13 protein-coding genes and 1 pseudogene are annotated in these 16,605 nt (G+C 71.0%); 10 read left to right on the top strand and 4 right to left on the bottom strand.

Features of this window, described 5'->3' with window-relative positions; translation table 11 throughout:
* Positions 1-70 precede the first annotated feature (70 nt).
* From acs to DJ017_RS02730, 4 genes and pseudogenes are all read left to right on the top strand, one after another.
* A pseudogene (gene acs, locus DJ017_RS02740) lies at positions 71-1,999 on the top strand (acetate--CoA ligase); the annotation flags it as partial.
* Entirely contained in the window at positions 1,973-2,416 is a 444-nt protein-coding gene (locus tag DJ017_RS20710; RefSeq protein WP_227000197.1) for an AMP-binding enzyme, read from the top strand. The pseudogene acs and the gene DJ017_RS20710, both read left to right, overlap by 27 nt.
* Before the next feature lie 58 nt (positions 2,417-2,474).
* Entirely contained in the window at positions 2,475-3,062 is a 588-nt protein-coding gene (locus DJ017_RS02735) for an SRPBCC family protein (protein ID WP_133255367.1), read from the top strand.
* Positions 3,059-4,030 carry a small ribosomal subunit Rsm22 family protein gene (locus DJ017_RS02730; protein WP_111527269.1) on the top strand — a complete coding sequence of 324 codons (972 nt, stop codon included), beginning with the start codon at positions 3,059-3,061 and terminating at the stop codon, positions 4,028-4,030. Before DJ017_RS02735 ends, DJ017_RS02730 begins: the two co-directional genes overlap by 4 nt.
* Here DJ017_RS02730 and DJ017_RS02725 read toward each other — a convergent pair.
* Entirely contained in the window at positions 4,027-4,950 is a 924-nt protein-coding gene (locus tag DJ017_RS02725; RefSeq protein ID WP_111527268.1) for a LysR family transcriptional regulator, read from the bottom strand. The genes DJ017_RS02730 and DJ017_RS02725 overlap by 4 nt on opposite strands.
* A 151-nt stretch (positions 4,951-5,101) precedes the next feature.
* Between DJ017_RS02725 and DJ017_RS02720 the strand changes: the two genes are divergently transcribed.
* From DJ017_RS02720 to DJ017_RS02710, 3 genes are all read left to right on the top strand, one after another.
* Entirely contained in the window at positions 5,102-5,770 is a 669-nt protein-coding gene (locus DJ017_RS02720) for a glutathione S-transferase family protein (protein ID WP_111527267.1), read from the top strand.
* An 87-nt stretch (positions 5,771-5,857) separates the two neighbouring features.
* Positions 5,858-8,707 carry a M16 family metallopeptidase gene (locus DJ017_RS02715; protein WP_111527266.1) on the top strand — a complete coding sequence of 950 codons (2,850 nt, stop codon included), beginning with the start codon at positions 5,858-5,860 and terminating at the stop codon, positions 8,705-8,707.
* A 108-nt stretch (positions 8,708-8,815) separates the two neighbouring features.
* Positions 8,816-9,091, top strand: coding sequence for a hypothetical protein (locus DJ017_RS02710; protein WP_111527265.1), 276 nt, complete (start codon positions 8,816-8,818; stop codon positions 9,089-9,091).
* Here DJ017_RS02710 and DJ017_RS02705 read toward each other — a convergent pair.
* The 3 genes from DJ017_RS02705 to DJ017_RS02695 form a co-directional block, all read right to left on the bottom strand.
* Positions 9,088-10,410, bottom strand: coding sequence for an Hsp70 family protein (locus DJ017_RS02705; RefSeq protein ID WP_111527264.1), 1,323 nt, complete (start codon positions 10,408-10,410; stop codon positions 9,088-9,090). The two genes, DJ017_RS02710 and DJ017_RS02705, sit on opposite strands and share 4 nt — an antisense overlap.
* A 94-nt stretch (positions 10,411-10,504) precedes the next feature.
* On the bottom strand, positions 10,505-12,796 hold the full coding sequence (locus DJ017_RS02700) for an NADP-dependent malic enzyme (protein ID WP_111527263.1): 2,292 nt from the start codon (positions 12,794-12,796) through the stop codon (positions 10,505-10,507).
* 98 nt (positions 12,797-12,894) lie between these two features.
* Complete coding sequence (locus DJ017_RS02695) at positions 12,895-13,518, bottom strand: TetR/AcrR family transcriptional regulator (protein WP_165830507.1); 624 nt, start codon at positions 13,516-13,518, stop codon at positions 12,895-12,897.
* A 71-nt stretch (positions 13,519-13,589) separates the two neighbouring features.
* Here DJ017_RS02695 and DJ017_RS02690 point away from each other — a divergent pair, with 71 nt between their 5' ends.
* The 3 genes from DJ017_RS02690 (at position 13,590) to DJ017_RS02680 (ending at position 16,529) form a co-directional block, all read left to right on the top strand.
* The gene (locus DJ017_RS02690) at positions 13,590-14,204 is read left to right on the top strand and encodes a glutathione binding-like protein (protein WP_111527261.1); all 615 of its coding nucleotides are present in this window, start codon (positions 13,590-13,592) and stop codon (positions 14,202-14,204) included.
* Positions 14,205-14,292: 88 nt separating this feature from the next.
* A complete protein-coding gene (gene dapB, locus DJ017_RS02685) occupies positions 14,293-15,072 on the top strand; it encodes a 4-hydroxy-tetrahydrodipicolinate reductase (protein ID WP_111527260.1) in 780 nt (259 codons plus the stop codon).
* 2 nt (positions 15,073-15,074) lie between these two features.
* Complete coding sequence (locus DJ017_RS02680) at positions 15,075-16,529, top strand: amidase family protein (protein WP_111527259.1); 1,455 nt, start codon at positions 15,075-15,077, stop codon at positions 16,527-16,529.
* Positions 16,530-16,605 lie beyond the last annotated feature (76 nt).

Genomic DNA, 16,605 nt, shown 5'->3' with positions numbered 1-16,605 from the left:
GGTTGCGCCGGGCGACGTCGGGGCATAGTGGCTTTGGCAAGGGCGGCGACGACGACTTGGGAGTGAGACGATGAGTGAGGTCGAGGTCTTTCCGGTTCCGGCGGAATGGGCGAAGCGGGCCCACCTGGACCAGGCCGCCTACGAGGCCGCCTGCCGTCGGGTGGAAGCCGATCCGACCGGCTTCTGGACGGACGTCGCGCGCCGGCTCGACTGGATGACCTTCCCCACCGAGATCAAGGACGTGTCCTTCAACAAGGAGGACTTCCACATCCGCTGGTACGGCGACGGGATCCTCAACGTCTCGGTCAACTGCCTGGACCGGCACCTCGCCACCCGCGGCGACCAGACGGCGATCATCTGGGAAGCCGACGACCCCCACATCTCCACCAAGCTCACCTACAAGGAGCTGCACGCCCGCGTCTGCCGGATGGCCAATGTGCTCAAGGCCAAGGGCGTCAGGAAGGGCGACCGCGTCACCATCTACCTGCCGATGATCCCCGACGCGGCCGTGGCCATGCTGGCCTGCGCGCGGATCGGCGCGGTGCACTCGGTGGTGTTCGGCGGCTTCTCGCCCGACAGCATCGCCGGCCGCATCCAGGACTGCGACTCCAAGCTCGTCATCACCGCCGACGAGGGCCTGCGCGGCGGCAAGGTCGTGCCTCTCAAGCTCAACGTGGACGAGGCGCTGAAGACCTGCCCGGGCGTGACCGACGTCATCGTCATCCGCCGCACCCAGGCCGAGGTGCCGATGACGGCCGGCCGCGACCACTTCTATTCCGACCTCAAGGACAGCGTCTCCGACCGGTGCGACCCCGAGCCGATGAACGCGGAGGACCCGCTGTTCATCCTCTACACCTCCGGCTCCACCGGGAAGCCGAAGGGCGTGTTGCACACCACCGGCGGCTACCTGGCCTGGGCCTCCTACACCCATGAGCTGGTGTTCGATTACCGGCCCGGCGAGGTCTTCTGGTGCACGGCCGACGTGGGCTGGGTGACCGGCCACTCCTACGTGGTCTACGGCCCGCTCGCCAACGCCGCCACGACGGTGATCTTCGAGGGCGTGCCCAATTACCCGACCTCCTCGCGCTTCTGGGAGGTCTGCGACCGGCACCAGGTGGAGATCTTCTACACCGCCCCGACCGCCATCCGCGCCCTGATGCGCGAGGGCGACGCGCCGGTGAAGGCCACCTCGCGCAAGTCGATTCGACTGCTCGGCACCGTCGGCGAACCGATCAACCCCGAGGCCTGGCTCTGGTACCACCGCGTGGTGGGCGAGGAGCGCTGCCCGATCGTCGACACCTGGTGGCAGACCGAGACCGGCGCCACCCTGATGAGCCCGCTGCCGGGCGCCACGGCCCTGAAGCCCGGCTCCTGCACCAAGCCGCTTCCGGGCGTGAAGCCGCAGCTCGTCGACGCCGACGGCAAGGTCCTCGAAGGCGCCATCAACGGCAACCTCTGCCTGACCGATTCCTGGCCGGGCCAGATGCGCACCGTCTACGGCGACCACCAGCGCTTCTTCGACACCTATTTCTCGACCTATCCTGGCAAGTACTTCACGGGCGACGGCGCCCGGCGGGACGAGGACGGCTACTACTGGATCACCGGCCGGGTGGACGATGTCATCAACGTCTCCGGACACCGCCTGGGCACCGCCGAGATCGAGAGCGCCCTCGTCGGCCACGATGGCGTCGCCGAGGCCGCGGTGGTCGGCTATCCGCACGAGATCAAGGGCCAGGGCATCTACTGCTACGTGACCCTGCGCACCGACGTGGAGCCGTCCGATTCCATTCGGGCCGACCTGCGCCAGTGGGTGCGCCGCGAGATCGGGCCGTTCGCCGCGCCGGACGTGATCCAGTTCGCCCCGGGCCTGCCCAAGACTCGTTCGGGCAAGATCATGCGCCGCATCCTGCGCAAGATCGCCGAGGACGACCTCTCCAACCTGGGCGACACCTCGACCCTCGCCGATCCGGCGGTGGTGGACGACCTCGTCAAGAACCGCGGCCACCGGCGCGGCGAGGAGCAGCTGAGCGTCGCCGGCCACAAGCTGAACGCCCTCGACCTCGAGGCCTGCCTCAGGGCCCACGACGCGGTCGCCGACGCGGCGGTGGTCGGCGTCCCGGCCAAGGGCGGCGAAGAAGCGATCCACGCCTTCGTGCGGCTGGAGCCGGACGTCACGCCGACCGACGTGCTGCAGGCCGACATCAAGGGCTGGATGCGCCGCGAGATCGGGGCCCATGCCGCGCCGGAAGTGGTGCAGTTCGTGGCCGCCCTGCCGCACACCAAGTCGAACGAGATCGCGCGCGGGCTCCTGAAGAAGGTGGCCGAGGGCCAGACCAGCGGCCTCGACACCGCCGACCTCGCCGACCCGTCGGTGGCCGAGGCGCTGGTGAAGGGCCGGGCGAAGGCCGAGGCCTGAGCCTCGGGCGCGGCGCAGCCGTCTGGTCTGGCGCGCGCCAAGCGCTAGGTTGGCGGCGATGCGCCTCGCCCTCTTCCTCCTCGCCGTGCTCGCCGCCGCCTCGGCGGCGGCGGCCTTCGACCTGGCCCCGCGCGAGCAGGCGGCGCTGGACCAGGGCCGGCCGTTCGTCGACGTCCGCCCCGCCGCCGACGGCGACTCCGGCCTGATCCAGGCCGCCATCGACATCGAAGCCTCGCCGGAGGTCGTGTTCTCCGTGATCGCCGACTGCGACCTCGCCCCCCGGATGGTCATGAGCCTGAAGAGCTGCCGCATCACCGAACGCGACCCGGCCGGCCGCTGGGACGTCCGCGAGCAGGTCTCCAAGATGACCTTCCTGCCCTCGGTGCGGAACGTCTTCCGCTCCGACTACGAGCCGCCGCGCGCGATCCGCTTCCACCGGGTGTCCGGCGACCTGAAGGTCTACGAGGGCGAATGGCGGATCGAGCCCCGCGGCGCCGGCGCCCGCGTGACCTACGAGGCGCAGGTCGGGACGCCGTTCCGGGTGCCGCGGCCCCTGGCGCGCATGGGCCTCAGGATGGAGGTGCCGCGCGCCCTCCTGGCGTTGCGCCGCGAGGCCCTGGCGCGGGCCCGGGCGTACGGACGATGAGCGTCGAGCTGCCCGCGCCCCTGCGCGCCGCCATCGAGCAGGAACTGGAAGGGGTCTCGCGCAAGGACCTCGCCCAGCGCGCCGGCCGGACCACCGCCGCCTACCGCGCCGGCCAGGGCTCGGCCGGGGTGATCCGCAGCACCGCGGACGCGCTCGCCTACGCCCTCGCTCGACTGCCCGCCACCTACGCCGCCTGCACGAGCGTCCTCGACGCCTTGGCGGAAGCGGCTCCCGGCTTCGCCCCCAGGTCGCTGCTCGACGCCGGGGTCGGCACCGGCGCGGCGAGCTGGGCCGCCAGCGCGGCCTTCGACCTTTCGGCGGTGAGCTGGCTGGACGAGAGCGCCATCTTCCTTGACCTGGCGCAGCGCCTGGCGAAGGCCGGCCCGGCGCCGCTGAAGGGCGCCGACGCCCGCCGGGGCGATCTCGCCGCCGGCGGCCCGTTGCCGAAGGCCGAACTGGTCATGGCGAGCTATGCCATCGCCGAGATCGCCCCGGCCGCCCAGGGCCGGGTGGTCGGCGCGCTCTGGGAGGCGTGCGAGGGCGTCCTGGCCCTGGTGGAGCCCGGCACGCCGGCCGGCTTCCAGCGGATCCTCGCGGCGCGCCGGGAGCTGATCGAGGCCGGCGCCCGCATTCTCGCGCCCTGTCCCAACGCCGGCGACTGCCCGCTGGCCGCGCCGGACTGGTGCCACTTCAGCGTCCGGCTGCCGCGCAGCCGCGATCACCGCCTTGCCAAGGGCGCAGAGGTCCCGTTCGAGGACGAGAAGTTCGCCTACCTCCTGGCCGCGCGCCCGACCGTCGAGGTCGAGCCGCCGGCCGGGCGCATCCTGGCGCCGCCGCGGGCGGGCAAGGCCGGGGTCGAGCTGAAGGTCTGCGGACGTGATGGGCTGGAGACGCGCGCGGTCCCCCGCCGGGACAAGGCGGCCTACGCCGCCGTCCGCCGGCTGGGCTGGGGCGATCGGCTGCCTTAGGCGCTCTCGCCCCGCATCTGGCGCAACTGGGCCTCCCGGATCCTCAGGTCCTGCTGCACGTGCGGGACGAGGAAGTCGATGAAGGCGCGGATGCGCGGGGTGTCCTTCAGGTCCCGCCGGGTGACGATCCAGGACGAGGCGCGCGCCTCCGCGATCGGCTCCGAAAGGCGCAGCAGGTTGGTGTCGGCATCGGCCAGGAGGCAGCCGATCGGCGCGATCCCAAGGCCGGCGCTCACCGCATGGCTGAGGTTGGAAAGGCTGTTCGAGATGTGCGCCGGCGGCTTGCCGCCCGCCTGCTGCAGCATCCAGGCGACCCCCGGCATCATGCCCTGGGCGGTCTCGCAGCTGATCAGGTCGTGGTCCTTCAGGTCTTCCAGGCTGGTGAGCACACCCATCCGCTCGGCGTAGTCGCGGCTGCAGTAAAGGGCGAATTCGTAGTCGGCGATCTTGCGGGCCACGAGGTCGGAGATCGGCAGGGCGCGCCCGGAGCGGATCGCGAGGTCGGCCTCGCCGGCCTCGATGTCCAGGGCCTCGTCGGTGATCACCATGTCCACCTGCACCTCCGGGTACTGGCGGCGGAAATGGGCGATGGCCGGCGTCACCCAGAAATTGGCCAGGATCTCGCTGCAGGTGAGCTTGATCGAGCCGGCGAGGCCGCGCTGATGCGCCTGGGCGCGATTGCCGAACGCGACGGCGGCGCGCTCCACCTTCTCCGCCTCGGCCTGGAGGTCGCGGCCGGCCTCGGTCAGGCGGCTGCCCGACTGGCCGCGCTCGAAGAGGCGCACGCCCACCGCCGCCTCCAGGGACTCGAGCCGGCGGGCCACGGTCGTCTGGTTGACGCCCAGCGCCTTGGCCGCCGACAGCGTCGAGCCGCCGCGGGCCACGGCCAGGAAGGCCTTGAGGTCGTTCCAGTCGTACATGGCTGCATTCTGCGATTGTGCAGAACCTGCCTGCAAGAGCGCTGATTGCAGCCGCGCCGCTTTGCCTTTAACCCCGCGCCCTTCCGAACACCGGTCGCCGAGCGCGACTCGTCCACTCCGCTGAAGACTGTTCCGAAGAGGGCCTGGGGCAATGAAGCTCTACTGCGATCCGATCTCCACCACCTCGCGGCCGGTGATGCTGTTCATCGCCGAGCACGGGTTGGACGTCGAACTCGTCCATGTCGACCTGATGACCGGCGGCCACCAGGACCCCGCCTATCTCGCGGTCAATCCGAACGGCATCGTGCCCTATCTGGTGGACGGCGACTTCGCCCTCGGCGAGTCCTCGGCGATCCTCAAGTACCTGGCCGAGAAGGTGGGCTCGCCGGCCTACCCCGCCGAGCTTCGCGCCCGCGCCAAGGTCAACGAGGCGCTCGACTGGCTGAACACCCAGCTCCACGAATACTACTGCCTCTTCACCATCTATCCGCACATGGGCGTGCCGCACGGCCTCGATCCCGTGATCGCCCAGGGCCTGATGACCTATGGCGAGAGCCACTGCGTGCGCTGGCTGAAGGTGCTCGACGAGGTGATGCTGAAGGATCGCAAGTTCCTGTGCGGCGACGACATCACCCTGGCCGACTATCTCGGGGCGGCCTACGTGACGCTCGGCGAAATCGCCGCCTTCGACCTCAGCCCCTATCCCAACATCGAGGCGTGGGTGGCGCGGATGAAGGCGCGCCCGCACTGGGACAAGACCTACGCCGGCTTCTACGGCATGGTCGCCGTGCTGCGCGGCCAGGCGGCCATTCCCGCCTGAGGCGAACGGGCTGACGCTCACACGCACGCTTCCTAAGACCGGCGGCGGTGCTAAGGATTCCGGCTCCTCGAGTTCGGGACCTTCCGCATGCTCCGCACAGCGCCCGCCGCCGCCGGCCTGATCCTCTCGCTGATCCTATCCCTGGCGTTCGCGCCCGCCGCTCAGGCGGTGAGCCCGGCGACACCGCCGGGGGCGGCCGAGGTCCCGCCGATCCAGTTCAAGCAACGGCGGCTGGCGAACGGCCTCCTGGTGCTCACCTCCGAGGACCGCGCCACGCCGAACGTGTCGGTGCAGGTCTGGTACGGGGTCGGCTCGAAGAACGACCCGGTGGGCCGGTCCGGCTTCGCCCACCTCTTCGAGCACCTGATGTTCAAGGCGACGAAGGATCTCCCGCCCGAGAGCTTCGACCGCCTGACCGAGGATGTCGGCGGCTTCAACAACGCGTCCACCTGGGACGACCTCACCAACTACTACGAGGTGGTGCCGGCCAACCACCTGGAGCGGCTGCTCTGGGCCGAGAGCGAGCGGATGAGCGCGCTCGTCATCGACCCGGCGTCCTTCAAGTCCGAGCGCGACGTGGTCAAGGAGGAGCTGCGCCAGCGGGTGCTCGCCTCGCCCTACGGCCGGCTGTTCTCGCTCTACGTCCCGCAGGCGACCTACAAGGTCCACCCGTACCATCGGCCCGGCATCGGCTCGATCGCCGACCTCGACGCGGCGACGATCGACGACGTGCGCGCCTTCCACCAGGCCTTCTATCGGCCCGACAACGCCGCCCTGGTCGTTGTCGGCGCCTTCGACGAGGCCAAGCTGGACGCCTGGGTCGACCGCTACTTCGGCGGGCTGAAGCCGCCGAAGCTGCCCATCAAGCGGGTCACGGCCGTGGAGCCGCCCCGCAAGGGGCCGGGCGTGTTCGACGGCTATGGCCCGAACGTGCCGCTGCCGGCGGTGGCGATCACCTGGCTCGGGCCGAAGGCGTCCGATCCCGACGCCCCCGCGCTGAAGCTGCTCGACCAGATCCTCTCGGGGGGCAAGTCGTCCCGGCTCTACGACAGCCTGGTGTACGAACAGCGTATCGCCACCGAGGTCTATTCCAACGCCGACCTGCCCCAACAGCCGGGCAACTTCATGGTCGGGGCGGTGATGGCCTCCGGCCACGGGATCGCCGAGGGCGAGAAGGCGCTCCTCGCCCAGGTCCAGCGGCTGCGCCAGGCCCCGCCCAGCGCCGCCGAGCTCGAGGAGGCGAAGAACGAGCTGATCGCCGCCAAGCTCCGCGAGCGCGAAACCATCGACGGCCGCGGCTTTGCGCTCGGCTACGCGGTCCGCATCCAGGGCGACCCCAACAAGGCCAACACCGAGCTCGCCGATCTCGCGGCGGTGACGCCGGAAGAGGTCCAGCGCGTCGCCCAGAAGTACCTCGATCCCGAACGGCGAATGACCATCCGCTACCGCTCCGAGAGCGAGCGGCCCAAGGGCCAGCCGGCGCCCAAGGAGGCGCCGCCGCCGAAGCGTGTCGTGAAGTACACAGGGCCGGTCTTCAGCCTCGCCCCGCCGGCGCAGCGCCAGAAGCCGCCGCCGATCGCCGCGCCGATCCAGCCGGTGCTGCCCAGGCCCGCCGAACGCACGCTCGCCAACGGGCTGCGGGTGATCGTCGCCCAGTCCACCGACCTGCCGCTGGTCACCGCCGACCTGACCATCAGGACCGGCGCCTGGGCCGACCCCGAAGGCCTGGCCGGCGCGGCCTCGATGACCGCCGACATGCTGACCGAGGGGACAAAGACCCGCTCCGCGCGGGAGGTCGCCCGCCAGGTGGAGGCGCTCGGCGCGACGCTCGAGTCCGGCGCCAATCTCGAGGCCTCCTCGGTGACGCTGAACGTCATGCCCGACAAGCTGACCAAGGGCCTGCCGATCATGGCCGACGTGGCGCGCAACCCGGCCTTCGCCCCCGAGGAGCTCGAGCGCCAGCGCCAGCTCGCCCTCGACAATCTGTCCGTCGCCTACCAGGAACCGGGCCAGGTGGCGGGCTTCGCCGCCGCGCCCGTGGTGTTCGGCGGCACGCCCTTCGGCCACGTGGCCAGCGGCACGCCGGAGAGCCTCAAGAAGCTGACGCCGTCGGACCTCGCCGCCATCCACCGCGCCTGGTTCCGGCCCGACAACGCCATCCTGGTGTTCACCGGCGACATCGCTCCCGAACAGGCCTTCGCCCTGGCCGAGCAGACCTTCGGCGACTGGGCGCGGCCCGCCGAACCCCTGCCGCCGGCGCCGGTGATCCGCCCCGATCCGCGGCCGAAGGCCATCGCCATCGACCTGCCCGGCACGGGCCAGGCGGCGGTCACGGTCGTCAAGCCCGGCGTCGCCCGCAGCGATCCGGACTACTACACCGGCATCGTCGCCAACACGGTGCTGGGCGGCGGCTATTCGGCCCGGCTGAACGAGGAGATCCGCATCAAGCGCGGGCTCTCCTACGGAGCGTCCTCGCGGCTTTCCGCCAATCGGACGACCGGCTCGTTCCGCGCCTCGGCCCAGACCAAGAACGCGTCCGCGCCGCAGGTGCTCGACCTGATCCGGGCCGAGATGGGCAAGCTCGCCGCCGCTCCGCCGACGGCGGACGAACTGACCGCCCGCAAGTCGGTGCTGGTCGGCTCCTTCGGCCGCGAGCTCGCCACCACCAACGGCCTCGCCGACATTCTGGGCAACCTGGCGCTCTATGGCGTGCCGCTGGATGAGGTGGGCCGCTACACGGCCAAGGTGGAGGCCGTGACGCCGCAGGGCGTGCAAGGCTTCGCCGGCAAGGTCCTGTCCCCCGACGGCGCCAGCGTCATCGTCGCCGGGGACGCCAAGGCCTTCGCCGGCCCGCTGAGGGCCAAGCTGCCGGACCTGGAGGTGATCCCGGTGGACCAGCTCGACCTCGGCTCGCCGTCGCTGAGAAAATCCAGGTAACGGCGGTCGGTGGGATGTTGCGGCGCAGCAACGGCGTCACCATGTGTGGCGTCCGCGGCGCAGCCGCGGCTTGTGGGACGCCATCAATCGGGGCTTTGCAGCGCCACCATGCGCAACCTGGCGGAAATCTCGGCCACGGCCAGCCTGTTCGGCTGCGCCCTCGTCTATGCGGCCCAGACGACTGCCGCGCAGGCGGCGCCGGTGGACTACGCCGCGCAGGACGCGGCGCTCGCCCGTGAGCTGGTCGAGGTCGGCGTCTGGGTCAGCCGGCCCCTCGCCCAATGCTATGCGCGCGAGCTGGCCGTCGACGGCCTGCAGGACGGCTCGGAGCCGGCGCGCGCCCTGGCCTGCGATGGCGGCGCCCTGTCGCCGACGGTCGGCTAGGCCGCCCGCCCGGTCCACAGCGAGAGGTCCCGTTCCCGCCCGATGAGGGCGAGGCCCGAGGCGATCGATTCCAGCTCCGCTCCGCTCTCGATGCGCTCGGCCGGGAAACGGCGGCGGAAGATCTCGCGCACCGCGGGCACCAGCGAGGATCCGCCGGTCAGGAACACCCGGTCGATGCCTTGGGGCGCCAGGCCCGCATCCGCCAGGGCCGCGTCGACCGCGCTCTCGATCTGGCCGAGCTCCGGGGCGATCCAGCCCTCGAACTCTCGCCGGGCCACGGACCGGGCGATCTCGATCGAGCCGGCCTCGAAGCGGAACTCCGCCTCCTCCTGCGCCGACAGCGCCTCCTTCAGCTGCGAGACCGACCGGTAGAGCCGGTAGCCGTAGTTCTCGTCGAGGGTCTCGATCAGGCGGGCGATCTTCTCCGGCTCGACGGCCTCGCGCAGCAGGCTGCGGATCTCGCGCATGTCGCGGCTCGCCCGCATCAGGGCGAGTTGGTCCCAGCGCGCGAAGGCGGCGTAGTAGCGGTTGGGCACCGGCAGCGCCTTGCCGTAGCTCGCATAGCTCGACCCCTTGCCGAGCTCGGGCGAGACCAGCTGGTCGATGATCCGGTAGTCGAAGGCGTCGCCGGCGACCCCGACTCCGGCCCGCCCGAGCGGCGTCGACCGGATCTCCCCGCCGTGACGTTCGAAGCGGATGATCGAGAAGTCGCTCGTGCCGCCGCCGAAGTCGCCGACCAGGACGGTGGCGTCGTGGTCGAGCGTTCGGGCGAAGAAGAAGGCCGCGCCCACCGGCTCGTAGGCGTAGAGGATCTCAGAGAAGCCGAGGCGCGCGAAGGCGGTCTCGTAGCGCTGCAGGGCCAAGGGTTCCGAGGGCGCCGCGCCGGCGAAGGTCACCGGCCGGCCGACGATCACCCGCGCCGGCAGCTCGGCCATCTCGGCCCCGGCATAGTCCCTGAGCTTCAGCAGGAAGGTGGAGAGCAGGTCTTCGAATCGGTAACGGCGGCCGAGGATCTGGGTCTCGGTGAAGCTCTCGGAGGCCGCGAAACTCTTGAAGGACTGGATGAACCGGGTCTCGACCGGGTCCTCCACATAGGCCTCGATCGCCCAGGGGCCGGCCGCGACCGTGCGCTCGCTCGGCCGCTCGGGCGGGGCGTGGAAGGACAGGCATGAGCGGAAGGCGAAGAGCTCGCGCTCCGGCGCCGGGAACCTGACCAGATGCGCCGGTCCGTCCGCGCCGGCGAGCGCCACCACCGTATTGGTGGTGCCGAAGTCGATGCCGATCGTAAGGGGCCCGTGCGGAAAGGGGCTGGGACTCATCGAACGCGCTCCTGATCGGCGGGGGGCGGGACGGCGATCGCCCGCTCCCCCGACCGGCGCGCGACCTAGTTCGACGTGACTGCTGCGCCCCGCATCAGGACTCGATCTCAGCGAGCGGACGATCGTAGGCGCACAGCGTCGCCATCTGCAGGATGCGCGAGACCGACGCCGACAGCGGGCAGATCTGCACCGACCGCTCGAGGCCGAGCAGCATCGGGCCGATCACCGTCGCCCCGCCCATGGACTTGAGCAGCTGGGTGGAGATCGCCGCCGAGTGGATAGCCGGCATGATCAGCACGTTGGCCGGGCCCGAGAGCCGCATGAACGGGTAATTGCCGCGCCGCGCCGGTTCGAGCGCCAGTTCCGGCGGCATCTCGCCTTCGTACTCGAAGTCGATGCCTTCCATCTGGTCGAGGATGGCGACCGCGTCGCGCACCTTCTCCGAGCGCTCGCCCATCGGGTTGCCGAAGGTCGAATAGCTCATGAAGGCGACGCGCGGCTTGAAGCCCAACGTGCGCACCGCGCCCGCCGCCTCGATCGCGATCTCGGCGAGGTCCTCGGCCTCCGGCATCTCGGTGACGTTGGTGTCGGCGATGAACAGGGTCCGGCCCTTGGCCAGCACCACGCTCATGCCCATGACGCGGCCGCCGGGCGCCGGGTCGATCACCCGCAGCACCTCCTCCAGCACCTGGTCGTAGGCGCGGGTGACGCCGGTCACCATGCCGTCGGCGTGGCCGAGCGCGACCATGGCGGCCGCGAAGGAGTTGCGGTCCTGGTTGACCAGGCGCTGGACGTCGCGGCGCAGGTAACCCTCGCGCTGCAGGCGCGCATAGAGGTGGTCGACGAAACTGGCGTTCCAGTGCGACAGCCGCGCGTTGACGATCTCCAGCTTGGCTTCGACCGGATCGAGGCCCACGAGCTTCATGTTCTCGTGCACCAGCTCCTCGCGGCCGACCAGGATGGCGTCGCCGAGGCCTCCCGACTGGAAGGCGTAGGCCGCGCGGATCACGCTCGGCTCCTCGCCCTCGGCGAAGACGATCCGCTTCTTCGGCCCCGCCAGCACCGCGCCCTGCAGCTTCTGCAGGAAGGCCGCCGTGGGGTCGAGCCGCTGCGCCAGGCTGGCGCGGTAGGCGTCCATGTCCTCGATCGGCTTGCGCGCCACGCCGGTGTCCATCGCCGCCTGGGCGACGAAGGGCGGGATGTACCAGATGAGGCGCGGGTCGAACGGGGTCGGGATGATGTACTCGGGCCCGAACTTCAGCTGCATGCCGTGATAGGCGGCGGCCACCTCGTCCGGCACGTCCTCGCGGGCGAGCTGGGCCAGGGCGTTGGCGCAGGCGACCTTCATCTCCATGTTCACGCGCCGGGCCCGAACGTCGAGCGCGCCGCGGAAGATGTAGGGGAAGCCGAGGACGTTGTTGACCTGGTTCGGATAGTCCGAGCGGCCGGTGGCCACGATCGCGTCGGGACGGACCGCGTAGACCTCTTCCGGCGTGATCTCCGGATCGGGGTTGGCCATGGCGAAGATGATCGGCTTGGGGGCCATCAGCTTGACCATCTCGCCGGTCAGGGCGCCCTTCACCGATGTGCCGATGAAGACGTCGGCGCCTTCGAGGGCTTCGGCCAGGGTGCGCTTGTCGGTGGGCACCGCGTGCGCCGACTTCCACTGGTTCATCGCCTCGGTGCGGCCCTGGTAGAGGACGCCCTTGGAGTCGACGGCGATGACGTTGTTGTGCGGCACACCCATGGCCTTGATCAGGTCGAGGGTGGCGATGCCGGCGGCGCCCGGGCCGTTCAGCACGACCTTCACCGTCTTGATGTCGCGGCCGGTGATGGCGCAGGCGTTGATCAGGCCGGCGGCCGAGATGATCGCCGTGCCGTGCTGGTCGTCGTGGAAGACCGGGATGTCGAGGAGCTCCTGCAGCTCCGTCTCGATCCGGAAGCACTCGGGGCTCTTGATGTCCTCGAGGTTGATGCCCCCGAAGGTCGGGCCGATGTTCTTGACGACGGTGATGATCTCGTCCGGATCGGTGGCCGAGACCTCGATGTCGAGCGCGTCCACGTCGGCGAACCGCTTGAAGAGCACCCCCTTGCCCTCCATGACCGGCTTCGACGCTAGGGCGCCCAGATTGCCGAGGCCCAGGATCGCGGTGCCGTTGGAGATCACCGCCACCAGGTTGCCCTTGGAGGTGTACTCGTAGACCTCGTCCGGGTTCTCCGCGATGCGCAGCACCGGCACGGCCACCCCCGGCGAATAGGCGAGGCTCAGGTCGCGTTGCGTCGCCATCGGCTTGGTGGCGGCGATGGCGATCTTCCCGGGCTTCGGGTCGCGGTGGAAGGCGAGGGCTTCCTCGTCGGTGAATGTGCGTTTTTCGGCGTCGCTCATGGCGCGCGGCGGAGTCCTTGAGCTTGGGGGGCGTTGAGGGGCGGAACCTATAGAGACCTGGGCCTCGCCAAACAACCTTCACCCTGAGGGAGCGGCGCCTATGAGGGAGCGCAGATCAGGTCGACGGCGGCCCGCGCCACCCGCTGGAGCCCCTCGCGGTCCTCGCCGGTGCGGGCGCGGATCGCCAGGGTGTGCAGCGTCGCCGTGGCGATCGTCGCCGCCGCGTCGGGCGTGATCCCGCCCGCCAGCTCGTTCGCAGCGCGGGCGAAACGGCCGCGGAAGACCTCGTCTTCGTCAGCCACGAAGGCCGCCGCCAGGGCACGGGCTTCGGGATCGTTCACCGCCTGGGTCACCGCCGTGCCGACGATGAAGCAGCCGCGCTGGCCCATCTCGCCGGCCACGTAGGCGCCGATGGCGGCGTCGAACAGGCTCGAGAGCACCTCGCGCAACGTCCCCTCGCGGCCGAGCATCGCCGTCATCGCGGTCCGTGCGCCCGTCCGCGTGTGCTCGAGCGCGCGCATGTAGAGCGCGTGCTTGTCGCCGAACGCGGCGTAGAGGCTCGGGCGGTTCAGCCCGGTGGCCTCGGCGATGTCGTCCAGGCTCGCGGCCGCATAGCCGAGGTTCCAGAAGACGCCCCGCGCCTTCTCCAGCACCTCGCCCTCGTCGAAGCTGCGGGGGCGGCCGCGCCGCCGGGGCGCATCGCCTGCATTATTTTGTACCACTTCGCAAACAATCCTTGACGTGCGACCATTATGTGCGAGACGGTATATAAATCACAGACCGGAGTCTCGCCATGGACCTCTACTTCTCCCCGCTCGCCTGCTCGATGGCCAGCCGGATCGTCGTCTACGAGACCGGCGAGGCGGCGCGCTTCCACCGGGTGGACACCAAGGCCGGCCGCACCGCCGACGGCGCCGATTACCGCACGATCAATCCCAAGGGACTGGTGCCGGCCCTGCGCACCGAGGACGGCGAGGTGCTGACCGAGAACGCCGCCATCCTGCAGTTCCTCGCCGATCGGGCGCCGCAGGCCGGTCTCGCGCCGACGGGGTTCCAGCGCTACCGCCTCCAGCAGTGGCTGAGCTTCGTCGGCTCGGAGCTGCACAAGTCGGTGTTCACCCCCCTGCTCAGCCCAACGGCCGACGCCGCGGCCAAGGCGGCGGCCCGCAAGGCGGCCGAGCCGCGCTTCGCCTACCTGGACGAACACCTGGCCGGCCGCGAGTGGCTGCTCGACGACTTCAGCGTCGCCGACGCCTACATGGCCGCGGTGCTCAACTGGGCCCAGTTCGTGGGGCTCGACCTCGCGCCCTGGCCGAACGTGGCGGCCTATCGCGAGCGCCTGCACGCCCGCCCCTCGGTGGCCCGGGCGCTTGGCGAGGAGATGGAACTCTACCGGCAGGCGGCCTGAGTCCGGCGCCGACGCCGGAATGGATTGACCCCGCGCCTTCCCTCGCGATGCTAGCGGCTCGTTCGCCGTTCGCCCGGGGGAGGCGCGTTTGACTGAGCCGCTGAAGATCGCCATCGCAGGCGCCCTGGGCCGCATGGGCCGGGCCGTGGCGGCCATGGTCGAGAGCCAGCCGGGCCTGGTCGTCGCCGCGCGGTTCGACCGGCCGGGGATCGACGCGGAGGGACTCGTCACCCAGGACGAGGCCATGAGCCTGGCGGACGTGATCATCGACTTCACCACCCCGGACGCTTCCGCGGCCCTGGCCCAGGCCTGCGCGGAGACCGGCGGCCCGGCGCTGGTGGTCGGCGCCACGGGGATGAAGGACTCCCACATCGCCGCCATCGACGAGGCGGCGCTGGCCATCCCGATCGTCCGGACCGGCAACTACTCCCTGGGCGTCAACATCCTGATGGGCCTCGTCCGGCAGGCCGCGCGCCTGCTGCCGCCGGACGCGTACGACATCGAGATCTTCGAGGCCCACCATCGCCACAAGGTCGACAGTCCCTCGGGCACCGCCCTGATGCTCGGCCGCGCGGCCGCCGCGGGGCGGGGCGTCGAACTCGATCAGGTCGCGGTGCGCGGCCGCGACGGCATCACCGGCGAGCGCCGGGTGGGCGACATCGGCTTCTCGGTGATGCGCGGCGGCGGCATTATCGGCGAGCACCAGGTGACCTTCGCCTCGGAAGAGGAAATCGTGACCCTCTCCCATTCCGGCATCGACCGGTCGCTGTTCGCCCGCGGCGCGGTGGCCGCGGCGCGCTGGGTCCCGGACCGGCCGCCCGGCGTCTACGACATGCAGGATGTCCTCGGTTTCTCGAAGGAGGCCTGACCATGGCCGATGTGCTGGAGCTCGACGCGGGCGGCCAGCTCGCGGCCCTGGCGGGCAAGCGGATCTCGGCGGCCGAACTCCTCAAGGCGGCCATGGCCCGCCACGAGCAGACCCACGAGGCGCTGAACGCCGTGGTCATGGCCGACCCGGAACGGGCGCTGGAGCGCGCCAAGGCCATCGACGACCTGAGGGCCAAGGGCGAGGCGCTCGGCCCGCTCGCCGGCCTGCCCATGACCATCAAGGACACCCTCGATGTGGTCGGCATGCCGGCCTCCTCGGGGCTCGAGGCCATGCGCCGGCGCCAGGCGGAGGACGCCACCTCGGTCGCGCGGGCCCGGGCCGAGGGCGCGGTGATCTGGGGCAAGACCAACACCCCGGTCATGGCCGCGGACTGGCAGACCTACAATCCCCTCTACGGGACCACGAACAATCCGTGGGATCCCTCGCGGACGACCGGCGGCTCCTCCGGCGGCGCCGCGGCGGCGCTGGCCGCCCGGGTGACGGCCCTCGAGATCGGCTCGGACATCGGCGGGTCGCTGCGCGTGCCGGCGAGCTTCTGCGGGGTGTTCTCGCACAAGCCCACCTGGGGGCTCGTGCCCCAGCACGGCCACGTCCCGCCGCGGCCGGGCTCCTGGGTCGAGCGCGACCTCAACGTGGTCGGGCCGATGGCGCGCTCGGCCCGCGACCTGCGCCTGCTGCTCTCGGTGCTGGCGGGCGGCTCGGTCGCGCCCAAAGCCCAGCCGGCCGACCTCGCCAAGGCGCGGATCGGGCTCTGGATCGAGGAGCCCCTGTTCCCGCTGGATCCGGAAGTGCGGGCCCTCATCGAGACCCTCGCGGTCGAGCTGGCCCGCGCCGGCGCGGAGGTGACGCCGATCGCCTCGCCGGTGGACGCGCGGACGCTGATGGGCGCCTATCACACCCTCCTCGGCGGCGTCCTCGGCGAGGACCTGCCGCCGCAGGCCCTGCGCCAGATGCAGATGATGCGGCCGTTCGCCAGGATGGCGCTCAAGCGCGGGGCCGACCCCCTGTCCCCCGCCGCCATGGCTCTGGCCTACACCGCCACCCATCGCGAGTGGATGGAGGCTGACGCCGTCCGCTGCCGCCTGCGTCACGAGATCGAGCCGGTGTTCGAGCGCTTCGATGCGATCCTCGCGCCGATCACGCCCCTGGCCGCCTTCCCGCACGACCATCGGCCGTTCCAGTCGCGCAGCCTGCGCCTCTCCACCGGCGCGACCATTCCCTACAATTCGATGCTCAACTGGATCGCGCTCGCCACGGCCCTCGGCCTGCCGGCGACGGCGATCCCGGCCGGTCGCGCCGCGGCGAACCTGCCGGTCGGCGTCCAGCTCATCGGACCGTCCGGCGGCGACGCGCGCACCCTCTCCCTCGCCCAGGCGATCGATGAGAATATCCGCGGCTTCATCGCCCCCGGGACCTTCACCGAGGTTCGCGTCTGAGTGAGCTTGTCGGGCGACCATCGCCCGGGGCTGCGCAACCGCCCTTGCCCGCCGACGCCTAGGTCCCAACGCAAAC

Origin of the sequence: Phenylobacterium soli (genome assembly GCF_003254475.1) — a bacterium.
In the GTDB taxonomy this organism is placed as follows: domain Bacteria; phylum Pseudomonadota; class Alphaproteobacteria; order Caulobacterales; family Caulobacteraceae; genus Phenylobacterium; species Phenylobacterium soli.
Note: the sequence above shows the minus strand (reverse complement) of the source record. Positions and strands in the feature narration are given on the sequence as shown.

Excerpts from the sequence above, each read along its gene's own strand:
- DJ017_RS02715 (WP_111527266.1), top strand. The coding sequence starts at position 5,858 with ATGCTCCGCACAGCGCCCGCCGCCGCCGGCCTGATCCTCTCGCTGATC.
- DJ017_RS02725 (WP_111527268.1), bottom strand. The coding sequence starts at position 4,950 with ATGTACGACTGGAACGACCTCAAGGCCTTCCTGGCCGTGGCCCGCGGC.
- DJ017_RS02705 (WP_111527264.1), bottom strand. The coding sequence starts at position 10,410 with ATGAGTCCCAGCCCCTTTCCGCACGGGCCCCTTACGATCGGCATCGAC.
- DJ017_RS02720 (WP_111527267.1), top strand. The coding sequence starts at position 5,102 with ATGAAGCTCTACTGCGATCCGATCTCCACCACCTCGCGGCCGGTGATG.
- DJ017_RS02680 (WP_111527259.1), top strand. The coding sequence starts at position 15,075 with ATGGCCGATGTGCTGGAGCTCGACGCGGGCGGCCAGCTCGCGGCCCTG.
- DJ017_RS02710 (WP_111527265.1), top strand. The coding sequence starts at position 8,816 with ATGCGCAACCTGGCGGAAATCTCGGCCACGGCCAGCCTGTTCGGCTGC.
- DJ017_RS02730 (WP_111527269.1), top strand. The coding sequence starts at position 3,059 with ATGAGCGTCGAGCTGCCCGCGCCCCTGCGCGCCGCCATCGAGCAGGAA.
- DJ017_RS02735 (WP_133255367.1), top strand. The coding sequence starts at position 2,475 with ATGCGCCTCGCCCTCTTCCTCCTCGCCGTGCTCGCCGCCGCCTCGGCG.
- DJ017_RS02700 (WP_111527263.1), bottom strand. The coding sequence starts at position 12,796 with ATGAGCGACGCCGAAAAACGCACATTCACCGACGAGGAAGCCCTCGCC.
- DJ017_RS02690 (WP_111527261.1), top strand. The coding sequence starts at position 13,590 with ATGGACCTCTACTTCTCCCCGCTCGCCTGCTCGATGGCCAGCCGGATC.